General features: G+C 68.3%; 22 protein-coding genes. 13 read left to right on the top strand and 9 right to left on the bottom strand.

Features of this window, described 5'->3' with window-relative positions:
* Positions 1-53: 53 nt before the first annotated feature.
* Positions 54-1,010, bottom strand: coding sequence for a helix-turn-helix transcriptional regulator (locus ACZF5Y_RS11910; RefSeq protein ID WP_497532850.1), 957 nt, complete (start codon positions 1,008-1,010; stop codon positions 54-56).
* A gap of 269 nt (positions 1,011-1,279) precedes the next feature.
* Here ACZF5Y_RS11910 and ACZF5Y_RS11905 point away from each other — a divergent pair, with 269 nt between their 5' ends.
* From ACZF5Y_RS11905 to ACZF5Y_RS11895, 3 genes are all read left to right on the top strand, one after another.
* Complete coding sequence (locus tag ACZF5Y_RS11905; protein ID WP_497532849.1) at positions 1,280-1,597, top strand: DUF7882 family protein; 318 nt, start codon at positions 1,280-1,282, stop codon at positions 1,595-1,597.
* A gap of 363 nt (positions 1,598-1,960) precedes the next feature.
* The gene (locus ACZF5Y_RS11900) at positions 1,961-2,977 is read left to right on the top strand and encodes a hypothetical protein (RefSeq protein ID WP_497532848.1); all 1,017 of its coding nucleotides are present in this window, start codon (positions 1,961-1,963) and stop codon (positions 2,975-2,977) included.
* Positions 2,978-3,162: 185 nt separating this feature from the next.
* Entirely contained in the window at positions 3,163-5,115 is a 1,953-nt protein-coding gene (locus ACZF5Y_RS11895; protein WP_497532847.1) for a glycosyltransferase family 2 protein, read from the top strand.
* Here the strand turns inward: ACZF5Y_RS11895 and ACZF5Y_RS11890 are convergent.
* From ACZF5Y_RS11890 to ACZF5Y_RS11880, 3 genes are read right to left on the bottom strand one after another with little or no spacing between them, the layout of a single operon-like run.
* Positions 5,112-5,753, bottom strand: coding sequence for a response regulator (locus ACZF5Y_RS11890; protein WP_497532846.1), 642 nt, complete (start codon positions 5,751-5,753; stop codon positions 5,112-5,114). The two genes, ACZF5Y_RS11895 and ACZF5Y_RS11890, sit on opposite strands and share 4 nt — an antisense overlap.
* Complete coding sequence (locus ACZF5Y_RS11885; RefSeq protein ID WP_497532845.1) at positions 5,750-6,931, bottom strand: sensor histidine kinase; 1,182 nt, start codon at positions 6,929-6,931, stop codon at positions 5,750-5,752. The genes ACZF5Y_RS11890 and ACZF5Y_RS11885 overlap by 4 nt, the downstream gene beginning before the upstream one ends.
* A 3-nt stretch (positions 6,932-6,934) precedes the next feature.
* Positions 6,935-7,567, bottom strand: a complete 633-nt coding sequence (locus ACZF5Y_RS11880) for a hypothetical protein (protein ID WP_497532844.1) — start codon at positions 7,565-7,567, stop codon at positions 6,935-6,937.
* Between the two features lie 117 nt (positions 7,568-7,684).
* On the opposite strand from ACZF5Y_RS11880, the gene ACZF5Y_RS11875 reads away from it, so the two are divergent.
* On the top strand, positions 7,685-8,014 hold the full coding sequence (locus ACZF5Y_RS11875) for a DUF7882 family protein (protein ID WP_497532843.1): 330 nt from the start codon (positions 7,685-7,687) through the stop codon (positions 8,012-8,014).
* Positions 8,015-8,049: 35 nt separating this feature from the next.
* Here ACZF5Y_RS11875 and ACZF5Y_RS11870 read toward each other — a convergent pair whose 3' ends face one another.
* Entirely contained in the window at positions 8,050-8,379 is a 330-nt protein-coding gene (locus ACZF5Y_RS11870; protein WP_497532842.1) for an ArsR/SmtB family transcription factor, read from the bottom strand.
* A gap of 83 nt (positions 8,380-8,462) precedes the next feature.
* On the opposite strand from ACZF5Y_RS11870, the gene ACZF5Y_RS11865 reads away from it, so the two are divergent.
* The 4 genes from ACZF5Y_RS11865 to ACZF5Y_RS11850 all read left to right on the top strand — a co-directional run bounded on the left by ACZF5Y_RS11865 (position 8,463) and on the right by ACZF5Y_RS11850 (position 12,430).
* Positions 8,463-9,689, top strand: coding sequence for an MFS transporter (locus tag ACZF5Y_RS11865; RefSeq protein ID WP_497532841.1), 1,227 nt, complete (start codon positions 8,463-8,465; stop codon positions 9,687-9,689).
* Between the two features lie 257 nt (positions 9,690-9,946).
* On the top strand, positions 9,947-11,596 hold the full coding sequence (locus ACZF5Y_RS11860; protein WP_497532840.1) for an ABC-F family ATP-binding cassette domain-containing protein: 1,650 nt from the start codon (positions 9,947-9,949) through the stop codon (positions 11,594-11,596).
* A gap of 33 nt (positions 11,597-11,629) precedes the next feature.
* Entirely contained in the window at positions 11,630-12,019 is a 390-nt protein-coding gene (locus ACZF5Y_RS11855; protein WP_497532839.1) for a DUF1304 domain-containing protein, read from the top strand.
* A 69-nt stretch (positions 12,020-12,088) separates the two neighbouring features.
* Entirely contained in the window at positions 12,089-12,430 is a 342-nt protein-coding gene (locus tag ACZF5Y_RS11850) for a DUF1801 domain-containing protein (RefSeq protein WP_497532838.1), read from the top strand.
* 24 nt (positions 12,431-12,454) lie between these two features.
* Here ACZF5Y_RS11850 and ACZF5Y_RS11845 read toward each other — a convergent pair whose 3' ends face one another.
* Together ACZF5Y_RS11845 and ACZF5Y_RS11840 are read right to left on the bottom strand one after the other, a co-directional pair.
* The gene (locus ACZF5Y_RS11845) at positions 12,455-13,408 is read right to left on the bottom strand and encodes a TIGR01777 family oxidoreductase (protein ID WP_497532837.1); all 954 of its coding nucleotides are present in this window, start codon (positions 13,406-13,408) and stop codon (positions 12,455-12,457) included.
* A 96-nt stretch (positions 13,409-13,504) separates the two neighbouring features.
* Complete coding sequence (locus tag ACZF5Y_RS11840; protein ID WP_497535336.1) at positions 13,505-15,817, bottom strand: MMPL family transporter; 2,313 nt, start codon at positions 15,815-15,817, stop codon at positions 13,505-13,507.
* A 199-nt stretch (positions 15,818-16,016) separates the two neighbouring features.
* On the opposite strand from ACZF5Y_RS11840, the gene ACZF5Y_RS11835 reads away from it, so the two are divergent.
* Together ACZF5Y_RS11835 and ACZF5Y_RS11830 are read left to right on the top strand one after the other, a co-directional pair.
* Positions 16,017-17,600, top strand: coding sequence for a protein adenylyltransferase SelO (locus ACZF5Y_RS11835; protein WP_497532836.1), 1,584 nt, complete (start codon positions 16,017-16,019; stop codon positions 17,598-17,600).
* A gap of 155 nt (positions 17,601-17,755) precedes the next feature.
* The gene (locus ACZF5Y_RS11830; RefSeq protein WP_497532835.1) at positions 17,756-18,247 is read left to right on the top strand and encodes a PACE efflux transporter; all 492 of its coding nucleotides are present in this window, start codon (positions 17,756-17,758) and stop codon (positions 18,245-18,247) included.
* Between the two features lie 12 nt (positions 18,248-18,259).
* On the opposite strand, the gene ACZF5Y_RS11825 is transcribed toward ACZF5Y_RS11830, so the two are convergent.
* Positions 18,260-18,808, bottom strand: coding sequence for a type 1 glutamine amidotransferase domain-containing protein (locus ACZF5Y_RS11825; RefSeq protein WP_497532834.1), 549 nt, complete (start codon positions 18,806-18,808; stop codon positions 18,260-18,262).
* 242 nt (positions 18,809-19,050) lie between these two features.
* Here ACZF5Y_RS11825 and ACZF5Y_RS11820 point away from each other — a divergent pair, with 242 nt between their 5' ends.
* Together ACZF5Y_RS11820 and ACZF5Y_RS11815 are read left to right on the top strand one after the other, a co-directional pair.
* The gene (locus ACZF5Y_RS11820) at positions 19,051-19,695 is read left to right on the top strand and encodes an SDR family oxidoreductase (protein WP_497532833.1); all 645 of its coding nucleotides are present in this window, start codon (positions 19,051-19,053) and stop codon (positions 19,693-19,695) included.
* A gap of 43 nt (positions 19,696-19,738) precedes the next feature.
* Positions 19,739-20,530: an SDR family oxidoreductase gene (locus ACZF5Y_RS11815; RefSeq protein WP_497532832.1), complete on the top strand. Its 792-nt coding sequence runs from the start codon at positions 19,739-19,741 to the stop codon at positions 20,528-20,530.
* Between the two features lie 41 nt (positions 20,531-20,571).
* On the opposite strand, the gene ACZF5Y_RS11810 is transcribed toward ACZF5Y_RS11815, so the two are convergent.
* On the bottom strand, positions 20,572-22,020 hold the full coding sequence (locus ACZF5Y_RS11810; RefSeq protein ID WP_497532831.1) for a CotH kinase family protein: 1,449 nt from the start codon (positions 22,018-22,020) through the stop codon (positions 20,572-20,574).
* A gap of 217 nt (positions 22,021-22,237) precedes the next feature.
* Here ACZF5Y_RS11810 and ACZF5Y_RS11805 point away from each other — a divergent pair, with 217 nt between their 5' ends.
* Positions 22,238-22,660: a Fur family transcriptional regulator gene (locus ACZF5Y_RS11805; RefSeq protein ID WP_497532830.1), complete on the top strand. Its 423-nt coding sequence runs from the start codon at positions 22,238-22,240 to the stop codon at positions 22,658-22,660.
* Positions 22,661-22,722: the final 62 nt, after the last annotated feature.

Raw genomic sequence — 22,722 nt, 5'->3', positions numbered from 1 at the left:
GTGCGGTGCGCGGCGCGTCAGTGGTGTTCGGCGGGTCGGCGATCTGCGGCGCGTCAGCGATCTGTTGCGAGGGTGCGGCCGGGGTGCACGCCGAACTCAACGCGGTACGCCGTCGAGAACCGTGACACGTTCGAGAACCCCCAGCGACGGGCGATGCTCGCGACAGAGTCACCGGGGAGCGCGTCGAGCAGATCGTGGTGGGCTCCGGCTAACCGGGCGCGGCGCAGATACTCGCTCGGAGTGAGTTCCATCGACCGTCGGAACGCGTACTGTAGCCCGCGCGTCGAGATGTGCGCGGCCGCAGCGACATCATCGATGGTGATCGCGTCTTGGGCGTGGGCGTCGATGTAGGCGAGCGCACGGCGCACCGTATCGGGGGCCGCCGTGCGCTGCGGCGCACTCTCCCAGAAATCGGTGAATGTCGTCGAGAACGTCGTGAGAATCGTCCACAGGGCGTGCCGTTGCAGACCGGCGCCGACCGCGGTCTCGGGGTCGAGCGTCGCATCGCCCGACAGCACCGCCGCGGTGAGATAGGAGAAGGTGCGCTCCCACTGCGCGGCTTCGGCGTCGCCGACGGCCTCCGGCTTCTTCAACTGGATGGTGAGCGCATCGTCACCGATCATCTGCCGTGCCAGTCGTTGTGCGTGATCACGCTCGAAGACCATGGCGTGCACAATGGCAGAATCTTCCCACTGCGCGCGCACGGGGCGGCCGTGCGAGGCCCAGGGCCGCCCATGCGGCAGTGGGCGACGATCAGTTTCGGCGCCGCCGCGAGGCGAGTGCACACTGCACGTAAAGAGCTGGTCTTCGGGGGCGATTGACGACTCCACCTGAGCCGAGAGCTCGTACCGCACGAGCGAGAATCCGGTCGCAGTGGCGGAGAACCACTCAAGCTTGCTGCGATCGTCGTCGATGCTGACGAGCTGCGAGCTGGGGGCGTATTCCGCCCAGGTCTCGGCAACAGTTGCCGCGTCAGTAGAACGGAAGCGACGAATCTCGGTCGGTGGCACGGGTGTCGAACGTTCCTTTCGCGCTGCGCGGTGACGCGCGAAGGTGCACGTCTGGTCGAGCGTATTGAGTGCAACAAAGCTCTCGGCAGGGGTGTTCAAACGAAGCAAAATATGCAAGGCATTTCGGTGCTCGTGAAGCCGCATACTGGCGCGGTTTCGCGCGCGGGTGCGAAGAGTTCGTGCGTCTTCTGTACGGCTCTGCGTGGCGAGGCTCAAGAGACGCATCTCCGAACCGACCCACTGACAAACTGGGCAGTATGGGGTTTTTGATGCACGGGGGCACTGAGTACGAGTTCGAGGATCGCCTGCTGGCTCATCTCAAGATGGTCATCGGGCAGAAGTTGAAGAAGCAAGAGTGCTTTTTCGTGAGCTGGACGAAGTCGGCCGACGAGGGCAGTGGACGCGTTTCGGTCTGGTTGTCTCCCTATACGACCGTGGCGTTTCGGTTTGCGGGAAGCCGACCGCCCGAACTGAATCCTGCATGGGTAAAAGTGCTCATCGCACTCTCGCACTCCAACCGGGGCCTGGTGGTGATCTCGGAAGACGACGCCGTACGATACGCGCAGAAGAACCCCGACCTCATATAGGCCCGCCTTGCGTGCGCCTGACACCCCGGATACGGTCGAATGGGGAACGAATCGTGCGAATGGGGGTTCGCAATGCACGATGATTGGCGCGCGTGGCCGTCACGATGGCGCTGGAGTCGCGCTGCTTCGGGTGCGCTCACGGCCATGATGATCGCAGCGGCGAGCTGTGGCGCGGTCTTGGGAATCGCCGCGCCTGCGCCGGCCTCCGCTGCTCCACCGCACCCCACCTCGTGCATCGTGCCGGATGCCCCTCGCGGAGAACCCGGAGTCGCCGGCGAACCCGGAGCGCAGGGTGATCCCGGTCGACAGGGACCCACCGGGGAGACCGGGCCGCGCGGCCCATCGGCCGAGGCGAGCGCGAACGTGGTTCGCAGTGCGATGGTCGCCACGGCGACGTCTCCGTTCCTGGTGCGCGGCGAGGATGATGCGCCGAACTGCGCCGATATTGCGGAGGTCTGTGTCGTGCTGCTGCCCGGAGCCCAGGGGCAGCAGGGGGAGCCAGGTATCAAGGGTGCTCCTGGCCCGACGGGTGAACCCGGGGTTCCCGGGCCACCGGGGCCGCCCGGAACCCCGAATGCGGATGCGTCGCGATCGCTCATGCACCCCGAGTCCACGCGGGCAGCCGTCGCCGCGATCGCAACCATCGCGGTCGCGAGGCACGCCGAATCGCCAGCTCAGCGGGCACCCGCATGCCCCGGTATCGACGCGGTGTGCACCGTGACGGTGGCCGGTCCAGTCGGGCCCGCGGGCGAACCCGGTACCCCCGGTGAGGTCGGCGTGCCCGGTCCACAGGGGCTCCCCGGAGAGCAAGGGGAGCCCGGTGCGCCGGGGGCGCCGAGCACGCCGCAGGACCCCAGCTCGCTGGGAGAACCGAGTCGAGACCGTGAGAGCAGAATGACCACCCGCGCCGCGGCCTCGGCCAGCATGGTGCAGCCCGCCGCGATCACGCTGGAGAACGGCTCGTCGTTCGCGATTCCGTCCACCTGCTTCGAAGACGTGGGCGAGAGCGGTGCAGAGACGAGCGACGGTGGCGCGACGGCAGGCGGAAGCGGAGGCGGAAGCGACAACGGCGATCAGGGAACCAGCACCCGGCCCGTGAGCCCGCGCCCCGGGGAGACGTCGGACGCGCCAGCAACGGGAGCGAGCGCGACATCGGGCACGGACCCGCAATCGCCGGGCGGGAACACGGCGCGGCCGCCCGCTGAATCTGCGGAGGGCCCGTCGTCGGAGTCCGACGGCGTCGAGCGGCCGAGCGCCAATGACGCCCTTCCCTGCACTGGCGCGTCCATTGCGAGTGGCGCGCTCGCCGCAGCGGTGATCGGGTGCACGGCGCTGATCGGTGTCGGTGCATTGGTCGTGGCGCGTCGATCGCGCCGGTGAACGTTTCGAAAACCCTCGACGAACGTTCGGAGGCCGCGGGCGCGTGCGTCGAGGGCGCCTGCGCCGCGAGTGGGCCTCGCCGCTGATGCGGCGCGGATGGGGAGCGCCGGAAGTCAAGCCCTTCAGTATGAACGGTGGGTGCTGGCGAGAAAACTCCCAGTTCACGCGCTCATACACTCGGTGTGGTGAATGAGGTTCAGGCCGCAGCGCAGCAGAAGACCGGGGCGATCTCGGGCTCCGATCGCCCGGAGTCACGCCTCCGTGCCGAAAATGAGATTCCGCGCGGGGCCCGATCTCCCGAGTACCGCTTCTTCGAGATGCTGCCCGCCATGCTCAGCATTGGCGTGCCCGTCGTCGCGGTGGCGCTCTCGCTCATCGATCTGCGGGCCGGCATGGGGTTCGTCATGCTGTTTATCGCCATGACACTGGTGCGCGCGGTACGCGGCGGTGTCGATGCCCTTCGAGGGTTTCGGCGGCTGAAGACCGCTGAGTCGCTCGACTGGCCGGCGATCCTGCGCCACACGGAGACCGAGATCGTGCGCGCCCGACTCGGCATCGCGCCGACGTCACCGACCCCAGCGATCGCATCGCTACCGCGGCCCTTCAGCTCCGCGCATCGCCGTTTCCGCTCCGACCTCGCGGCCGACCCTGCGTCGTTCCCGCTGCCCTCGGAGCTGCTGCACGCCGTCATCGTCGCCGCGTACAACGAACCGTACGACGTGATCGAGCCGAGCATTCGTTCGCTCGTCCGGTCAACGACCGACGGGCAGCAGCTCGTCGTCGTCTTCGCGCACGAGGAGCGCGGCGGGTCGGCGATGCGAGCGACGGTCGAGCGACTGCAGCGCAACTTCGGCCACGAGTTCCGTGCATTTCTCACCGTTGAGCACCCGGCGGGGCTCCCTGACGAGTTTCCCGGTAAAGGCGCGAACATCACGTGGGCCGGTCGGGCGCTCGAGCGCTGGCTCCGCGGAGCCGACATCGATGCCGAGCGGGTGCTCGTGACGACGCTCGACTGCGACAACCGCGTGCACCCCCAGTACTTCGACAACGTCAGTTACACGTTCACGTGCGCACCCGATCGCGCTCGTCGGTCGTATCAGCCGATCTCGACCTTCGTGAACAACCTCTGGCATGCGCCTGCCCCCACCCGAGTGATCGCGGCGGGCAATACGCTCTGGAACCTCATATCGACCGTGCGCCCGGGCACCCTGCGCAACTTCGCGTCGCACACCCAGCCGATGCGGGCGCTCATCGACATGGACTTCTGGAGCCGGCGCACGATCGTCGAAGACGGTCATCAGTACTGGCGCAGCTACTTTCACTTCGACGGCGCCTACGAGGTGTCGGCCATCCACATACCGATCAGTCAAGATGCCGTGCTCGGAGAAACGCTCGGTCGTACGCTGCGGGCCCAGTTCACGCAACTGTGCCGGTGGGCCTACGGCGCATCGGATATCGCGTTCGTCGGCTCACGGCTCGTCGCGTCGGATCGCCGAGCCCCGTTCAGCCGCACGCTCTGGCGCTTCATCACGCTGCTCGACTCCCACGTCACGCTGGCGACGGTCGCGCCGATGGTGGCGTTCGGTGCCTGGATTCCGATCATCGTCGGCAGCCTGTCGGGCGGTGTCGGCACGCCTATCGCGATCCTCTTCCGCGAGGCAGCCGGTGCGAGCGCGTCGGTGCTCGACGGGGTCTCGCAGGTGCTCGGATTGCCGCTCTCCGCGGGCATTCCTGCCCTTGCCGCGTCGACCGGGTCGATTCCGACGCCGTTCGCGCACGCGCTCGTCGCACCCCCGTTCTCGGTCGCGCAGTTCGCCGCCGATCTGCCGGGCTTGATCGGCGGCGTGCAGCGTTTCGCGCTCGTCGGGGTGTGCATCACCATCGTGCTGACCCTGCTGCTCACCCCCGCGCGACCCGACGGAGTGCCGAGGCGACGCTCGCTCGGCATGCTCGTGCAGTGGATTCTGCTGCCGGTGACGCTGCTCTGCTACAACACGATGAGCGCCATCGTCGCGCAATCGCGGTTGCTCGTCGGAGCGTACCGCGAGGAGTTCGACGTCACCGAGAAGCGGGCGGCGGTGCCGGTGATCACCGGCGCGATACCCGTGCCGGTCGCCGATCGATCGGAGTGGCGCTAGTCTGCCGCTGTGCCGTTGCAGATCGCGATGGCGTGACCGCGATCTCGCGCGCCGATCTTCGCGAACGCCGTATTGATGTACGACTTCACGGTTGCGACCGAGAGGTGCAGCGCCGCGGCGATCTCGGGGTTGCTGCGCCCGACGGTCATCTGCGCGAGCACGTCGATCTCGCGCGGGGTCAGTGCGGGGAACCGCTCGCCCACGGGCGACGGAGGCGCGAAGCTGCGCGCGAGCAGCGCTCCGACGTCTCCCGAGAATGTCGCCTGACCGGCGACGGTGGTGCGAATCGCCGCCGCGATGTCACCACGGTGCGAGCCTTTCACGAGATACCCGCGCGCACCCGCGGCGAGCGCTCGAGCGATGGTCGCGTCGTCGGCGTAGGTCGTGAGCACGAGTACCGGGATCGCCGGCAGCTCGCGCGCGAGGAGCGCCGTGGCGGCGACTCCGTCGAGCACGGGCATGCGCAGGTCCATGAGCACGATGTCGGGCTGTGTCTCGCGTGCGAGCTCGACCGCTCGGCGTCCGTCTGCGGCAGTGCCGACCACGGTGATATCGGGCATCAGGGAGAGCACGGTGCTCAGGCCGTCGCGCACATCGTCTTGGTCGTCGGCGATGAGCACCCGAATGGGCGCGGTCATGCGGGAACCTTGATCTCGAGGCTGAATGCTGCTCCGTCGGCAACGCGGAGCGAACCGCCGAGGCGCTCGATGCGTTCGCGCATGCCGGTGAGGCCGTGACCGCCGCCAACGGACGCTGAGCGGGCTCCGGGGGCGTGCGGAGTGCTCGCCCGCAGCACCAGTCGCTCGGGGGTCTCGGGGCTCGAGGCGGTCGCGGCACCCGCATCGGCACTCGCGCCTCGCACTGACCCGCTTCGAGCGACCGTGAGCGTCGTTGCGCTGCCTGGAGCGTGTCGGCGAGCGTTCGTGAGCGCCTCGCGGCAGGCAGCGGCCAGCGCGTCGGCGACGTCGGGGGAGACCTCGCCGAGGTCCGCGATCTGGAGCGTCGCTGCACCGCCGAGCTCGCGGTGCTGATCGACGAGATAGGCGAGCGCTCGCGGCAGCGCGGTCGGCGCCGCCCGCAGCGAGGCCACCGCCTCGCGTGCCTCGTCGAGTCCGCGTGCGGCGAGCGCATGCGCCGAGCGCACGCGATCCCGCGCCGGCTCGAAGGCGCCGACCTCAAGTTCGGCATCGACGGCATCGAGTTGCAGCGTCAGGCCACCGAGCGTGTGCGCGAGGATGTCGTGCAGGTCGCGGGCGATGCGGGCTCGCTCCTCCGACGCCGCGGTGTCGGCCCGGGCCTGCGAGGCGGCCACCTGGTCGACGAGGGCCTGGCGCTGTGCGCGGGCCAGCGCACGCGATTGGCGGCGCAGCAGTGCGAACAGCGTGGTGAGCGCGAGCGTGCCCGTGCAGCCGATGACCAGCTCGACGGGGCTCACGCCGACCGCGCCGAGCCCCAGCGTAATGGTAATCGCCACCGTCACGGCGGAGACGCCCTGCCACCACGGCCGCTCGATCTGCGAGAGCGCGGTCATCGTACCGGCGATGGCGCCGGCAAAACCGAGGAACTGGGTGCCCGGTGCCGAGAGCGATCCGCACACGACCATGACCAGGATGAGTGCGAGGTCGAACGGGGTGTTGGGGTGATGGGTGAGGGCGCGCACCACCCACGCGGCCAGTGCGATGACGCCGAGGATCGAGGGGAGCAGCGCGGCGCCTTCGGCGGCGTTGGCGATGATACCCACGGTCATCCCGGCGGCCACCAGGCACGGCAGGATCACCTGCGCAAGTGCGCGGCGGTCGTCGGGGGTTTCGGGCACGCTCTATTCTCCCGCGGTGCCCGGCGCGTGGACCACCGCAGTGCCCCCGGCAGGAGCGTGCGCAAGGCTGTTGGCGCCGCGCGTGCCGCGGTCGCGCTCGGCGAGGCGCGAAGCCCGAGTGAGCAGCACACCGGCGCGGGCGCCGCGGTTCATCGCGATCGTGAGCAGCGCGCCGCCCGTCGAGAAAGCGCCCACGGTGCCCGTGCCGCGATGCTCGATCACCGCGACGAGAATGCGCACGGCGATCACCACAGCCCACAGGGCGATGCCCCAGCCTCCGGTGCGCGTGTCGAACGCTGCGGCGAGCGCCGACGGCGTCGCGCGGGTGCGCGATCGGGGTGGGATCTCGCTCGGGCGGAAGTGCGCGATGGCGCCCATGGCCACACCGGTCACGGCAGCGATGAACGTGGTGATCAGTGTGATCCAGATGCTCGGCAGCAACTGGTCGATGGCGATGCCACCCTGCAGGCCGGAACCGATGCTGGCGATGCCGGCGAGCGCGAGGATTGCGGGTGCGCGCCAGATGCGCGCGGGCTCGAGTCGACGCCACGTGGTCTGTCCGTACACCACCCATCCGATGACGGCGATGCCGCAGACGATGGAGGGGAGCTGTGCCAGAAGCGTGTCGGTGTGCATGTCTTCAGCTTCGTCGCCGTCGGTGATTGGCCGTACCACCCTGGGGTGGGATTGCGTGGTCGCGCGTTCGCGGAGCCGACACGTGACCCGCGCGACGACGTGTGCGAGGATGCCCGCATGGGGTATCTCGTGCATGGAAGCAATGAGTACGCGTTCGACGATCGCGTTCTCGCGCATCTGAAGCTGGCGATCGCGCAGAAGCTGCGGCAGCAGGAATCATTCTTCGTGAGCTGGGCGATTCGCCCGGAGGAGGGAAGCGGTCGTGTCTCGCTCTGGCTCTCGCCATCAGTCGATCTCGCTTTTCACTTCTTCGGGAGCAAACCTCCGGAGATCAACGTCGCGTGGGTGAAAGCGCTCGCCGCGACGTCGCACTCGGCGCAGGGGATCCGGGTGATGTCCGAACACGATGCGGAACGGTTCGCGGCGGCGAACCCCGATCTCGTCTAGCGCCCAGCGCAGTCTCGGCGATCGAGCCGGGCTGGTTACGGCACGGGCGCCGCTGCTGCGGCGAGCACGGCGTCGAGTAGCCCCGGGAAACGCGACTCGAGATCGTCCGTGCGCAGGCTGAGCCGGCGACCTCGGCCGTTCGCTTCGTTGCGGATGACCCCGGATTCGCGCAGCACCTTCATGAGGTGCGACTTCGTCGACTTCGGCATCGTCGGGTCGGTGAGTTCGCACGACGCCATGTCGAGGGGCCCCGCGACCAGCTGGCGTGCGATCGCGAGGCGCTCGGGATCGCTGAGCGCGAAGAGCACGTCGTGCAGCGCGATCTCGTCGCGCGAGGGATGCGGGAGCTGCGGTGCGGCTGGCATGGTTCGAGAATAGTTGAACCATTGTCGAAAATCCACTAAGCTCGCGTTCGTTCGAAAAACTTCGAACTGATGGGAGTCATCGCATGGCCGCTTCGGGTATTCGAGTCGCTGGGCACGCGCGCAATCGCGGGCGCGGGTTCGGGTTCGCGCTGTCGATCCTCACCATCACCGTCATGATGGCGGGGGCCAGCGCGCCGTCGCCTTTCTACCCGGTGCTGGCCGAAACGATCGGCTTCTCGCCGGTCGTGACGACTTCGATCTTCGCGGTGTACGCGGTTGCACTGCTGTCCACTCTGCTGACCGCGGGGTCACTCTCCGACCACATCGGTCGACGCCCCATCGCGAGCTTTGGCCTCGTGCTGCTCGCCGTCAGCATTCTGATCTTCTGGCACGCCGACACCGTCGGTCTGCTCGTGCTCGGGCGCATCGTACAGGGCGTGGCGAGCGGGTTGCTGCTCTCGGCGGTCTCCGCGGCGATCACCGATTTCGAGCCCGCATCGAGGCCCGGCTCGGCCGCGGTGTGGAATGCCGTGGCACCGATGCTGGGACTCGGGATCGGCGCGCTCGTCGCAGGCATCGCGCTCGACGGCGCGGGCGACGCCATGGCCGAGATCTTCGCGCCGCTGACCGGCCTGTACCTCGTGCTCGCGGTGCTGTTCTGGTGCGTTCCCGAGACCGCCGCGCTCACTCCAGGGGCGCTGCGATCCCTCCGATTCCAGCTCACCGTGCCGGCGTCGATGCGCGCCGACTTCCTGCGCGGCGCGCCGGCGATCTTCGCGGGGTGGGCGACCGGTGGGCTGTTCCTGTCGCTCGGAGCGAGCATCGTGCACGTCGAGCTCGGCGGAGAGGCGCATGTCTGGCAGGGGCTCTCGGTCGGTGTGCTCGCCGGGTGCGGGGCCATCGCCGCGTTCCTGCTGCGCCGACGATCAGCGCGCACCATCGCGATCTACGGCACCGCGGCGCTCGCGATCGGCACCGCGCTCTCGCTCGCTGCACTCGCCATCGGGTCGCTCCCAGCGTATTTCGTTGCCGTGGCGATCACCGGCTCCGGGTTCGGCACCGCGTTCTTCGGCGTCGTGAGTTCGCTCTCCCCGCATATTCCTGCGGCACAGCGGGCCGACGTGTTCGCGGTCATCTTCTTGGTGTCGTACCTCGCGTTCGGAATCCCGACGGTCATCGCCGGGCTGCTCGTGCAGTTCTTCGGGTTGGCCCCGGTGAGCTTCGGATACGGGGCCGTCGTGATCGTGCTGGCCGGTGTCGCCTGCGCGGTGCGAATGCAGTCGCCTGCGCGTGCGGCCGCCGCGCACTAGCCCGCGTCGTCGCAGCCCGCTCGCGTTCGGCGACCGCTGCGCTACACTGGGGCGCATGGATATCGAGGTCGACAGAATCTAGTCGCTGCTCCGCGGCGATCGCACGCATCTCGTGCGGCCGCGTGATGCACACGCATCCTCTGTCTCGCGGCTGTGTGCCGCATGCCGCTGTCCCTCCCGCGACGACCCGCGTTCGAGCCCTGCGCTCCGCGGCGCATCGGGGCCCTCTGCGACAGCGCAGAACGAATCGAGTCACCATGTCTCCATCAGCCGTCACCCTGCACTCCGTCAGCCACGTCTGGCCCGACGGTTCGCCCTCGCTCGTCGAGGTCTCCGGCACCTTCCCCGAGGGCCGTACCGGTCTCATCGGCCGCAACGGCGCCGGCAAATCGACGCTGCTCAAACTCATCGCCGGCGATCTCGCCCCCGCATCGGGGGTCATCGACGTCGCCGGCGACGTCGCAACGCTGCCGCAAACGCTGACGCTGCACGGCAGCACAACGATCGCCGAATTGCTCGGGATCGCCCCCACGCTGGCCGGTCTTCGCGCGATCGAGGCTGGCGACGTCGATGTACGTCATTTCGACGCGGTCAGCGATGACTGGGACATCGAATCGCGCGCCGACGAGGCGCTCGGTCGTATCGGGTTCTCGGCGGGAGACCTCGACCGCCGGGTGGCCGAGGTGTCGGGCGGCGAGTCCATGCTCATCGCGATTACGGGGCTCAGGCTGCGCCGCGCGGCCGTGACGCTGCTTGACGAACCGACGAACAACCTCGATCGTGCGACGCGTGCCCGACTCGGCGAGTTCATCGTCGACTGGCCGGGCACGGTCATCGTGGTGAGCCACGATCTCGAACTGCTCGAGCGCATGGAGCACACGGCCGAGCTCTACGACGGCGCGCTGACGACGTTCGGCGGTCCCTACAGTGGGTGGCGCGAGCACCGCGACCAAGAGCAGGCCGCTGCCGTGCAGGCCGCACGGGCCGCCCAGCAGGTGCTGCAGACCGAGAAGCGGCAGCGCGTCGAGACCGAGACGAAACTCGCGCGACGCGAGCGCGCGGCCCGCAAGGTGCAGCTCTCGGGCAGTCTGCCCAAGATTCTCGCGGGAAAGCGCGCGAATGCTGCGCAGGTCTCAGCGGGAGCGCTGCGCGGCACCATGGACGGCAAAGTCGACTCGGCACAGGCCGCCGTCGATGCCGCCGACGCGCGGGTGCGCGACGACCGACACATCTCGCTCGTGCTGCCCGATCCCGAACTCGCGAACGGGCGTCGTGTCATCGAGTTCGTCTCGGGGGAGCGGTCGTTCGTCGTGCAGGGCCCGGAGCGCGTCGCGCTCATCGGTGCCAACGGGTCGGGCAAGTCCACACTGCTCGCTCGGCTGCTGCGCGGCGATGGCACGCCCTCCGACGACGATGCGCCGAGCGATCGCCCCACGGCGCGCCTGCTCACCGAACGCGTCGGTTATCTGCCGCAGCGCCTCGACGCGCTGGACGACGCGGTGAGCGCGCTTGAGAATGTGCGAGCGGTGGCGCCGGGGCTGCCTGTAGGTACGATTCGCAACGGGCTCGCGCGCCTGCTGCTGCGGGGAGGCGCCGCTGATCGGCCCGTGTCGACCCTCTCGGGCGGCGAGCGCTTCCGGGCCTCGCTCGCGCGGCTCCTGTTCGCCGACCCTCCCGCGCAATTGCTGGTGCTCGATGAACCGACGAACAATCTCGACCTCGAGAGCGTGGAGCACCTTGCCGAAGCACTCGACGCCTACCGCGGCGCACTCCTCGTGGTGAGCCATGACGTCGCGTTCCTCTCGCGCATCTCGGTCGATACCGTGCTCGAGCTCGAGGTGGGCGAGCTGCGGCGGTTGGGTGAGCTTCCGGGTGGCGACCGCGCGGGGGCGCAGGCCGCCAGGTAGTCTGGCGACGCAACGGACGAAAGGGCGACGACCATGATCGTGGCGGGATGGGTGCTTGGCATCATTGCAGCGCTGCTGCACGTGTACATCTTCTGGATGGAATCGGTGACCTGGACGAGCGCGCGCACCCGCGCGACGTTCGGCGTCTCCGAGACCGAGGCCGAGGCGACGAAAGAGCTGGCGTTCAACCAGGGCTTCTACAACCTCTTCCTCGCCATCGTCACGGTCGTGGGCGTCGCCCTCGCCGCCGCGGGGTATGCCGATGCCGGCAATGCGCTCGTCTTCGCCGGAATCGGCTCGATGCTGGCCGCGGCGCTCGTGCTCTTCATCTCGTCGCCCGGTAAGCGCGGGGCAGCGGTGAAGCAGGGAACCGTGCCCCTCGTCGGCGTGATTGTGCTCGCGATCGGTCTCGCCATCGCGTGAGGGGTGCGGGATCGACCCTCGTCGAACGCTCCATCCCCGATGTCGGTGCGCCGGGGTAGCATCATCGACATGACTGAAGACTGGCGCAGCGCGCGCGTCGCGCACCTCCGCGATCTCCTGCTGCAGGCCGACCCCGGTGTCTCCGAAGAGGTGAAGTGGCGCAAGCCGTCGAACCCCGACGGGGTGCCGACGTTTTCTGCCGACGGGCTTGTGTGCACGGTCGAGACCTACAAGGACAAGGTGAAGGTGACCTTCGCCAAGGGAGCATCGCTCGATGACCCGACCCGCCTCTTCAATGCGAGCCTCGACGCGGGCACCCGACGCGCCATTGACCTGCATGCCGACGCCACGCTTGACGATGCCGCGTTTACCGCGCTGGTGCGTGAGGCCGTTGCGCTGAACCGCTCCTGAGTGATGGGGTCTGGTCGGAGCCGGCTACCCGGCGAGCGCCGCGTCGACGGCCTCTTCGACCGTGCGATGTGCGAACGTGAATCCAGTCTCTTCGAGTGCCGTCGGTGAGACTTGTGCGTTGCTGAGCAGCAGCGAATCGGCGGCGTCGGCCCCGAGCGCGAGACGCAGCGCCCACGCGGGCGCCGGAATGAGGAACGGTCGCCGCAGCACGCGTGCGAGTGCCCGCCCGGTATCGTTCGCGGTGGCGGGGGTGGGTCCCGTCAGGTTCACCGGGCCGCTGATATCGGTGTCGATGACGTGCCGGATCGCGCGGACTTCGTCTTCGAGCGTGATCCAGGGCCAGACCTGCCTGCCGCCGCCGAGCGGCCCACTCAGGCCGAGGCGCGTGAGCAGGATCAGCGGTTTCAGCACGCCGCCGCGGTCGATGAGCGGCGCCGTGCGCAGCAGCACGACGCGGGTGTCGGGCCCCGCACTGAGCGCCGCCCGCTCCCACTCGACGCAGAGCTCCGCGAGAAAGGTGTCGCCCGCTGAGCTCGTTTCGTCGAGCCGCTCGCCCGGGCGACTCCCGTAGAAGCCGACGGCGGAGGCGTTGACGAGTGCGGGCGCTTCGGCGCCGAGCGCGCGCACCGCGTCCGCTATGGTGCGGGTGGGGTCGAGACGCGACGTGCGCAGCGTCTTGCGGTACTCGCTCGTCCAGGGGAGCTTGCCGATGCTCGCGCCATTGAGGCAGACCACGGCGCGCGCGCCCGCGAGCACCGTGGGGTCGAGCGGAGCTGTGCCCGGATCCCAACGCACCTCGTGCTCGGATTCGGGGGCGCGGCGCACGAGATGAGCGACGGACACGCCGTCAGCGCGGAGCGAGCGGGTAAGGGCCTCGCCGATCAGCCCGGAAGCGCCGGCGATGATCACGCGCCCGGGGGCAGACGATTCGGCCCCCGAGGTGCCCGTTGCGTGTGCGTCTGCTGCTCCGACTGACATGTGCCGCCCCGATCGTTCGATGTGGTTCCAGGGTTCACCCTTGCGGGCGATCGCGCCAGCCCCCACGCGGTTCGTGCGCAGGGGCCGGGTGAGTTCTCAGCGCAGCTGGTCGGCTGGCGCGGAGTCCGTTGCGCTCGCGTGTGCCGGGTGCGGTTCGGCCGTGTGATCGTCGTGGCGCCCCTCGATGGCACCGGCGTGCTCCGGCCGGTGCTCGGGGGTGCGGCGCTCATCGCGCCAGAGCTTCGACGGCCACCAGATCGCGCGCCCGATGTCGGTGGCGAGTGCTGGCACGAGCAGCGATCGCACGATGAAGGTGTCGAGCAGCACGCCGAAGGCCACGATGAAGGCGATCTGGGCGAGGAACAGAATCGGAATCACGCCGAGCGCTGCGAACGTCGCCGCGAGCACGAGGCCCGCCGAGGTGATGACGCCGCCGGTGATGGTGAGCCCGCGCAGCACCCCCTCGTGCGTGCCGTGCCGCTTCGTCTCCTCGCGCACCCGCGTCATCAAGAAGATGTTGTAGTCGATGCCCAGCGCGACCAGGAAGACGAAGCCGTAGAGCGGCACGGCGGGGTCGGCGCCGGGGAAGTCGAACACGTGATTGAAGACGAGCGCGGCGACACCGAGTGCGGTGCCGAACGAGAGCACCGTTGTCAGAATGAGCAGGATCGGCGCGAGCACCGAACGCAGCAGCATCATCAGGATCACCAGGATCACGACGAGTACGAGCGGAATGATCAGATTGCGGTCGTGGATCGACGCCTGGTTCGTGTCGACGGAGGTCGCCGTGACGCCGCCGACGAGCGCGCCGGTGCCATCGAGCTCGCTGCGCAGACTGGTGATCGTCTCGGCCGCGGCGTCGGAGTCGGCCGCGTCGGAGAGCGTCGCCTGCAGCAGCACCTTGCCATCGCTGACGGTCGGCTCGGGCGCGGGAGTGCCGGGCGGTCCGAATGCCTGAATGCCATCGGCCGTGACCGAGGCGGTACCGCTCGGCGAATCGGCTGCGGTGACGGCGACGCTGTCGATGCCGTCATGTGCCAGGAGGGTGTCAGCGGTCTGCTGCAGGCGATCCTGCGCGACCAGCACATAGGCCGGGCTGCCCGAGCCGCCCGGAAAGTGCTCCCCGAGTATCGCCTGGCCGTCGCGGGCCTCTGACTGCCCGAGCACGAGGTCGGACTGGGGAACGCCGGTCGCTTGCAACTGAGTGGCGCCCACGGCGCCGACGGCGAGCACGAGCGCGGTCACAACCCAGATCGGGCGGGGGTGGCGCCGGATCAACCCGGCCAGGCGCTTCCACATGCCGCGGGTGGGCATGCCGTTCTCGGCCGCGACGACCTCGGGCTCGAACTTCGGGCGTCGCGGCCAGTAGGCCGCGCGTCCGAACGCGAAGAGGAGCGCGGGTAGCAGGGTGAGCGCCGACAGCATCGCGAACACGATGCCGATCGCGGCCACCGGGCCGAGCGTGCTGTTCGACTTCAGGTCGCTGAGCAGCAGGCAGAGGAGACCCACGATGACGGTGCCGCCGGAGGCCGCGATCGGCTCGATCGAGCCTTTGATGGCGGCGATGATTGCGGCCCCGCGATCCTGCGCCACCCGCAATTCTTCGCGGAACCGTGCGACGAGCAGGAGCGAGTAATCGGTCGCGGCGCCGATGACGAGGATGAACAGGATGCCCTGCGTCTGCCCGCTGAGCAGCAGCACGCCGGCGTCGGCCAGATGCCAGATGACGAACAGTGCGACGCACAGCGCGAACAGGCTGGTGCTGAGTACGACCAGGGGGAGCAGGAGTGAGCGGTAGACGATCACGAGGATGACGAGCACTGCGAGCAGGGCGACGAGCAGCAGGATGCCGTCGATGCCGGCGAAGCCCGCGGCGAGGTCGGCGGTGAAGCCTGCGGGGCCGGTGACGTGCGCGTCGACACCAGCGGGTGCATCTGCGCGCAGGGTGTCGCCGAGCTCGGCGACGACATCCTTGACCTCGGCGGTTGCGTCGATCGGCACGAAGACCTGCACGGCCTGTCCGTCTTCGGAGGGAATCGCCGGAGAGGTCTCGTCGAGCACACCGTCGAGTTCCGCCGCGTCGGTGATGGCCGTATCGATGCCGCTCAGCTGGCTGTCGGTGAGCTTCGCGCGGTCGGCTGACGAGAAGACGACGATGGCGGGAATCGCGTCGTCGCCGAGAAAGTCGGCCTGCACTTCACGCACCACCGTCGCGTCGGCCGACTCAGGCAGATAGGTCGTCTGGTCGTTCGATGAGACCTCGTCGACCTTGCCGAACAGTGGCCCACCGGCTCCGGCTCCGGCAAACCACACGATGATCAGGAGCGCGGGCAGCAGGATGCGGAGCCATCTGCGGCCGGTGCGTGCGGGAGTCGCGCCGGAGCCGCGCTGGGCGGCAGCCGATTGCATGTCATGTTGAGACATTTCTCTACTATCTCTCTAAGAAAGTATCTAGCTTGGCTAGCAATAATATAGCCGCTCGGCAGGGTCGATGTGAAGTCAAATGGAAATCGGCAGTGGCCCGGGGCGTCGATGCTCTTGTGTCGCCGTGTGTCGTCGCAGGTGCGCACCCCCGGGTCGCGGGAGCGGGCGAGCGTAGACTCGCCGCATGTCTGAACCGCGCCGACGCACGACCCCTGCCGAAGCCGAGGCCGCCGCAGCGGCCGCGATCGCTGCCGGGGCGCCGGGCGAACCGGTCGAACTGCTGGCGGCCGACACCGGCATCGTTCTCGAGCACGACTTTGCCACCCGACTGCCCGAACTTTCGGCGCCCTGGCGGGCATTGCGACCGGACGAGCCGCGCTTGCTCGTCTGGAACGACGCGCTCGCGGCGTCGCTCGGCATCGACGACGAGCGTCTCGCGGGCGATGCGCGCGTGCGCCTGCTGCTCGGCAATGCGCTGCCGGCTGGCGCCGAGCCGGTCGCGCAGGCGTACGCCGGGCATCAGTTCGGGGCGTACTCGCCACGGCTCGGCGATGGTCGCGCGTTGCTGCTCGGTGAAGTGCGCGACCCCTCCGGTGCGCTGCGTGATCTGCATCTGAAAGGCTCGGGGCGCACTCCGTTCTCTCGGGTTGACGGCTTTGCCGCGGTCGGACCGATGCTGCGCGAGCACCTGATGGGCGAGGCGATGCATGCCCTGGGTGTGCCCACCACCCGTGCGCTCGGGGTGGTTGCCACCGGCCGCAGGCTCGCCCGCGACGGTGAACTGCTCGAGGGTGCGGTGCTTGCGCGGGTGGCGAGCAGCCACCTGCGCGTCGGCAGCATGCAGTTCGCGCGCGCGCTCGACGATCGCGAGCTCCTTGAGCGGCTCGTCGAGTACGCCCTCGAACGCCACGCGCCCGAACTCGCGGCGGGCGGTGCCGCTCCCGCCGCGGTTCCCGCTGTCGCGCTGCTCGATCACGTGATCGCGGTGCAGGCGCAGCTGGTCGCCCAGTGGGTGCTCATCGGGTTTGTGCACGGCGTGATGAACACCGACAACATGACCCTTTCTGGTGAGACCATCGATTACGGACCTTGCGCGTTCATCGATGCGTTCGATCCCGGCGCTGCCTTCAGCTCGATCGATGCGCAGAAGCGGTACGCCTTCGGCAACCAGCCGTCGATCGCGCTGTGGAACCTCACGAGGTTCGCCGAGTCGCTCCTGCCGCTGCTCGGAGATGGCGTCGACGCTGCGAAAGATGTGGCCGTCGCGTCGCTCGACCGCTTCGGCGAGCTGTACAACGCGGCGTGGATGGCGGGCATTCGCGAGAAGCTCGGTCTCGGGAGCGCGGCTGCTCGCGCCGCGATCGATGAGGGCGCGCTTGCTGAATTGACCGCGGAGATGCTCGCAGACCTGCAGCGCCACTCGATCGACTACACCAGCTTCTTCCGCGCGCTCGCGTCATCGGTGCACGGGGACCACGCAGCGCTCGAAGCGGCCTTTCCGCTCGGCGAGGCGGCGGGTCCGTGGCTCGAGCGCTGGCGGGCGGCTGGCCCCGACGCCGCAGCGATGGATCGGGTGAACCCGGTCTACATTCCACGCAATCATCTGGTTGAGGAGGCGCTGGATGCCGCGGTGGCGGGTGATCTCGGGCCATACGAGACCTTGCTGAGCGTGCTCGAGCACCCGTTCGAGTGGCGTCTGGGGTTCGAGCGCTACGAGCGGCCAGCTCCTGCGGGTGGCCCGGCGCACGTGACCTTCTGCGGCACGTAGGATGCGAGTTTGCAGTCATTCAGATGCGATTTCGGTTGTTAAGAATGTATTCTGCAACTGAATTAGTTGTGATATGATCCATACGTGTGCGAAATCGACCGCGCGTTCCGATAATGATCTGAACCCGAATCGCGCGCCCGACTGGAGTGATACCCGTGACCTCCCCAGGCCACACCGCGGAGCGATCCGCTCGTCCCATCGCCCCCACGGCACCTCTGGGCTGGTTCATCGGCAGATCCCGGCTGCGACGAGTCGCGTTCGTCGGCGGCTACGAAACCCTGAGCGTGCTGTTTACCGTGTTCGTGCTCGGCGCGTTGCTCGGCCATGGTGGTGAAGCGTCGACGCTGACCGCGATCCTCGTCTCAAGCGTCGCGACGCTCTGGAACTACCTCTGGAACACCATTTTCGAAGCGTTCGAACGCCGCACCGGGGCGACCGGCCGCGGGGTGCGCGCCCGCGCTGTGCACGCCGTCGGGTACGAGGGCGGTGTGCTGCTCGTCACGATCCCGCTCGTCGCCGCGCTGCTCGGCATCGGGCTGTTCGAGGCCCTGGCGATCGAGGGCGGGCTCCTCGTGTTCTTCCTCGCCTTCACAGTCGTGTACACGTGGGCGTTCGACCGAGTATTCGGGTTGCCCCAGCAGCGGTGACTCGGGCGCGTCTCAGGCGTCTTGACCGGCGTGCGTGCCCTCCGCGATTTCTTCGACCAGCTTGGCGTTGAACGCAGGCAGATCGTCGGGAGTGCGGCTCGTCACCAGGCCCTGGTCGACGACAACCTCCTCGTCGACCCACGTCGCTCCCGCGTTCTGCAAGTCGGTGCGCAGGCTCGGGTACGAGGTGACATTTCGGCCCTGCAGCACGTCGGCGTCGGCGAGGATCCACCCGCCGTGGCAGATGGCCGCGACCGGTTTGTGCTGCGCGAAGAAATCGCGCGTCAGGCTGACTGCGGCGGCGTCGAGACGAATCTGATCACCGTTGACGACTCCACCGGGAAGCACGAGCGCGTGGAAGTCATCGGCTCGCGCGTCTGCCGAGGTCAGGGAAACCTCCTGCTCGTGGCCGTTCTTGCCCGTAATCGTGCCGGTCTCAGTGGAGATCACCACGGCCTCGGCACCGTGCTCGACGACCGCCGAGAGCGGGCTCGTCAACTCCGAATCCTCGAACCCGTCCGTGGCGAGAATGGCGACGCGCTTTCCGGTGAGATGTGACATCTGGAGGCCTCCTGTGGTGGTACGGGTGCGGGTGCTGTGGCGTCGACCTCGGAACACCCGAGGCCTACACCACCACCTCACCAGGGCAGCGCGATGCGCGTCACCCCATTGCGCGTCGATGGAGTGAGCGCTAGGCGCGGGCCTACCGAATTCGATGTCGGATCGCCAGCCCCCGATCGTTCCGATCGTTCGCAGCGAACACCCCTGGAGCAGTGTCGATGGCCCGGCGTAGTGTGGGCCGCATGGCACAGATCATTCTCTTCGGCGGACACGGCAAGATCGCACTCCTCACGGAACCGCTGCTCGCGCAGCGCGGCGATTCGGTGACGGCGGTGATTCGCAACCCCGACCATGCAGACGAGGTGCGCGCTGCCGGCGCTGAGCCCCTCGTCGCCGACATCGAACAGCTCGACACCGACGCGCTCGCAGATCTGATTCGCGGTCACGACGCCGTGGTGTGGTCGGCGGGTGCAGGCGGGGGAGATCCCCAGCGCACCTGGGCGGTCGACCGCGATGCGGCGATTCGCACGATGCAGGCCGCCGAACGCGCGGGAGTGCAGCGCTACGTGATGGTGTCGTACTTCGGCGCATCGCCCGACCACGGCGTCGACCCCGAGCACTCCTTCTTCGCCTATGCCGAAGCGAAGGCGGCCGCCGATGAGCACCTGCGCGCGAGCACGCTCGACTGGACGGTACTGGGGCCCAGCAGCCTGACGCTCGACCCGGCAACCGGCACCGTCGACACGCAGGCCGAGCAGTCGTCGAGCGTGGCTCGGGCCGACGTCGCCGGCGTCATCGCCGCGGTGCTCATCGACGACTCGACCGTGCGTCGCACGATCAGGTTCAACTCGGGTGAGACCCCGATCGCGGAGGCGGTGCGTGGCTGAGCCCGGGCCGACGCCGATGGCGACCTCAGTGCCGGGAGCTTCAGTGTCCGAGCGCCCTGTTGACGGGCCGGATGGCCGCCGTGCAGTCGCGATTGTCACCGGTGGCGCCCGCGGGCTCGGGCGAGCGATCGCTCGTGAGCTCGCGCGGCGAGGGTCACGTATTGGGGTGTTCGACCGTGATCTCGCGGGTGCCGAACAGACGGCCGCACTGGTGCGGGCTGAGACAGGGGATGCGGCATCAGCGGCAGCCTTCGAGGTCGACGTCAGCGACGAGGAGTCGGTGCAGGCGGGCGTCGCGCGGGTGGTCGACGAGCTCGGGGCCCCGCTGATCCTCGTCAACAATGCGGGCGTGCTGCGCGACGATCTGCTGTTCAAGATGACGGTGGAGGGGTGGGAAACGATCATGAACGTGCATCTCCGCGGCGCGTTCCTCATGAGTCGCGAAGTGCAGCGGCACATGGTCGCCGCGAAATGGGGGCGCATCGTGAGCCTGTCGAGCACGTCTGCGCTCGGCAATGCGGGGCAGGCGAACTATTCAGCCGCAAAGGCCGGCATTCAGGGGTTTACGAAAACCCTCGCGCTCGAGCTCGGGCGCTTCGGTGTCACGGCAAACGCGGTGGCACCGGGCTTCACCGTCACCGATATGACCCGCAGCGTGGCCGAGCGCGTGGGGGTGCCCTTCGAACAGTTGGTCGAGCGTGAGGCCGCAGCCACCGCGGTGCGTCGCGTTGGGGCGCCCGAAGATATCGCGAACGCGGTCGCCTTTTTCGTCGCCCCCGAGAGCGGCTTCGTGTCGGGTCAGGTGCTGTACGTGGCGGGTGGCCCGAAGGGGTGAATCCGAGCGGGCCGGGGTGGTGCACCCCCGCCCGCACCGATCTATTTGCCGAGGGCAGAAGACAGGGCGTCTGATTCCTCCTGGATCGTTGCCGCGTCCACGAGGTCCGAGGCATCGTCGAGCAGCGTCTGCGTTCGAGTCTCGAGCAGCTCCTGCGCGACGCCTGAGTCCACGAGCTTCTCCTGCAGCGACGCCGACGCCGCATCGACCAGCGCGGCGAACTCCGGCACGTCCATGAAGCGCTCGACCAAGATGTTCGACCGGCCCATCGACCCGCCTCCGCCGGCGTTTCCATCGGCACGGGCGGTTCCGTCAGCGCCGTCCGAGCCGTCCGCGGTTCCAGCGGGGCCCGCGTCACTCGGCGCCAACCCGCTGTCGGTGCTCGCATCGTCGCCAGTCGGTCCATTCTGCCCGCCCGGGGGCATGCCGCCGCCGAAACCGGCACCGTCGGTGTCGTCGCCACCGCCGAAGCCTGCCCCGCTGCCCATTCCGCCGCCGGGGCTGGCCCCGAACGCGAGGTTCAGATCCCAGTTCACCACGGTCATCTGCGTCGTATCGGGGTCGTAATACAGGTAGGAGTTGTTGCCGGGGCCGTCGATGTCGTCGGAATTCTGCACCAGCTCCTGGAACGCGAGGTAGGTCGCGAATGACTGCACGTCGAGGTGCTCGTCGAGATCCGCCGCGAACGTGTCGTCGTCGGACTCGTTGATCCATTGCAGGAACGAGATCAACGGAGTGAGATCGTCGTCGCCGCCCTGCTGGTCGAATACGTCGGTGTACGAGCTCTCGTCGTCTCCGCGATAGCTGTAGTCGCCCGAGGCGTCAGCCTTGTACAAGAGGCCGTCGCCGAGCTCGCGTTCCATCCAGGTGTCGTCGGGGTTCTCGATGACGAGGCGCAGGGAAGCATCGGAGCCGTCTGCGCTGAAGCGCACGGCAGTCGCCTGTTCGGTTGCGAGGCCTGATTCGCGGAGCAGGTCGAGGGCCAGCGCCTCGTTCAGCGAGGTCTCCGAGGAGTTCCCGCGCACGACGAGCTCGGTCGCCCCCTCGTGGTTCTGTCCATCGACGTACTTGTCGAGTCGGATGATCCAGGGGAGGTCTTGGGGGTTCGCGGAGCTCAGCGTCGCGTCTTCGCTCGTTGAGAGCGAGCGCAGCGACGAGTTTCCTTTGAGCTTGAGGCCGACGTTCAGATAGGTCGTGCCGTCGATGGTGACGCCGGCGGAGATCCACTCCTTGCTCCCCGAATCGAGGTACGCGTCGATGAGCGCGTCGTAGGCGTCGACGTCGTACGTGAGGTCGATGGTGTGGACTTGCGTGGTGTCCCACAGGGTGGACGTCGTGGTGGCCGACGATGATGATGTGCTTCCGGATTCGGCGGTATCAGAAGCGTCGGATTCCGTGGCCTGCATCGCAGCGGCCACGGCGCTGCAGCCGGCGACGCCGGATATCCCGGCCAGCACGAGTGCCGCGGCGATTGCGGTGGTGGCGCGCACTGACCGTCGAGGTTTGGGGCGTCGTGCGGGGCTGGTGTCGTGCGGGGGAATCGAATGCTGCTCGGGAGTCATGTGACCACAACATCCGATTGCCCTATGTGTCCACTATGTCGAAACTGGACCAGGCGTGAGAGCTCCTCATGTCATGCGAGAATCACAGGGCGTGAATTTCGCGCTTTATTTGAATTACTCAAAATAGGTGGGTAGGGTGGTCCATATGGAGACGAGCAACGAAACGGCATTGCGCAGTGCCGGTTTGCGTGCGACCGCTGGCCGGGTCGCCGTGCTCGAGGCGCTCGCCTCCATGCCCCACTCGGACGCGGAGCACGTGTTCCGAGTGGTCCAGAGCGCACTGCCGACCACCTCGATCCAGTCGGTGCACAACATTCTCGCGGACCTGACGACGGCGGGCCTCACCCGCCGGATCGAGCCGGCAGGCTCCGCGGCGCTCTATGAACGACGTGTCGGCGACAATCATCATCACGTCGTCTGCTCCCAGTGCGGAGCGGTCGCCGATATCGATTGCGTTGTCGGTCACACGCCGTGCCTCGCCCCGTCCACCACGGCCGGGTTCACCGTACAGACCGCCGAAGTGACGTTTTGGGGCATCTGCCCCGAGTGCGCCGTTTTGGCTGCATAGGCGAACACGCACCAGCGCCCCCGGTGACGGGGCGGTGTTCGTCGTGCCTGAAACTCCTGGAG

This window comes from Leucobacter sp. WKLB1 (genome assembly GCF_059696215.1).
The sequence above is the reverse complement of the archived record's forward strand: the minus strand, read 5'-3'. Positions and strand labels throughout refer to the sequence as shown.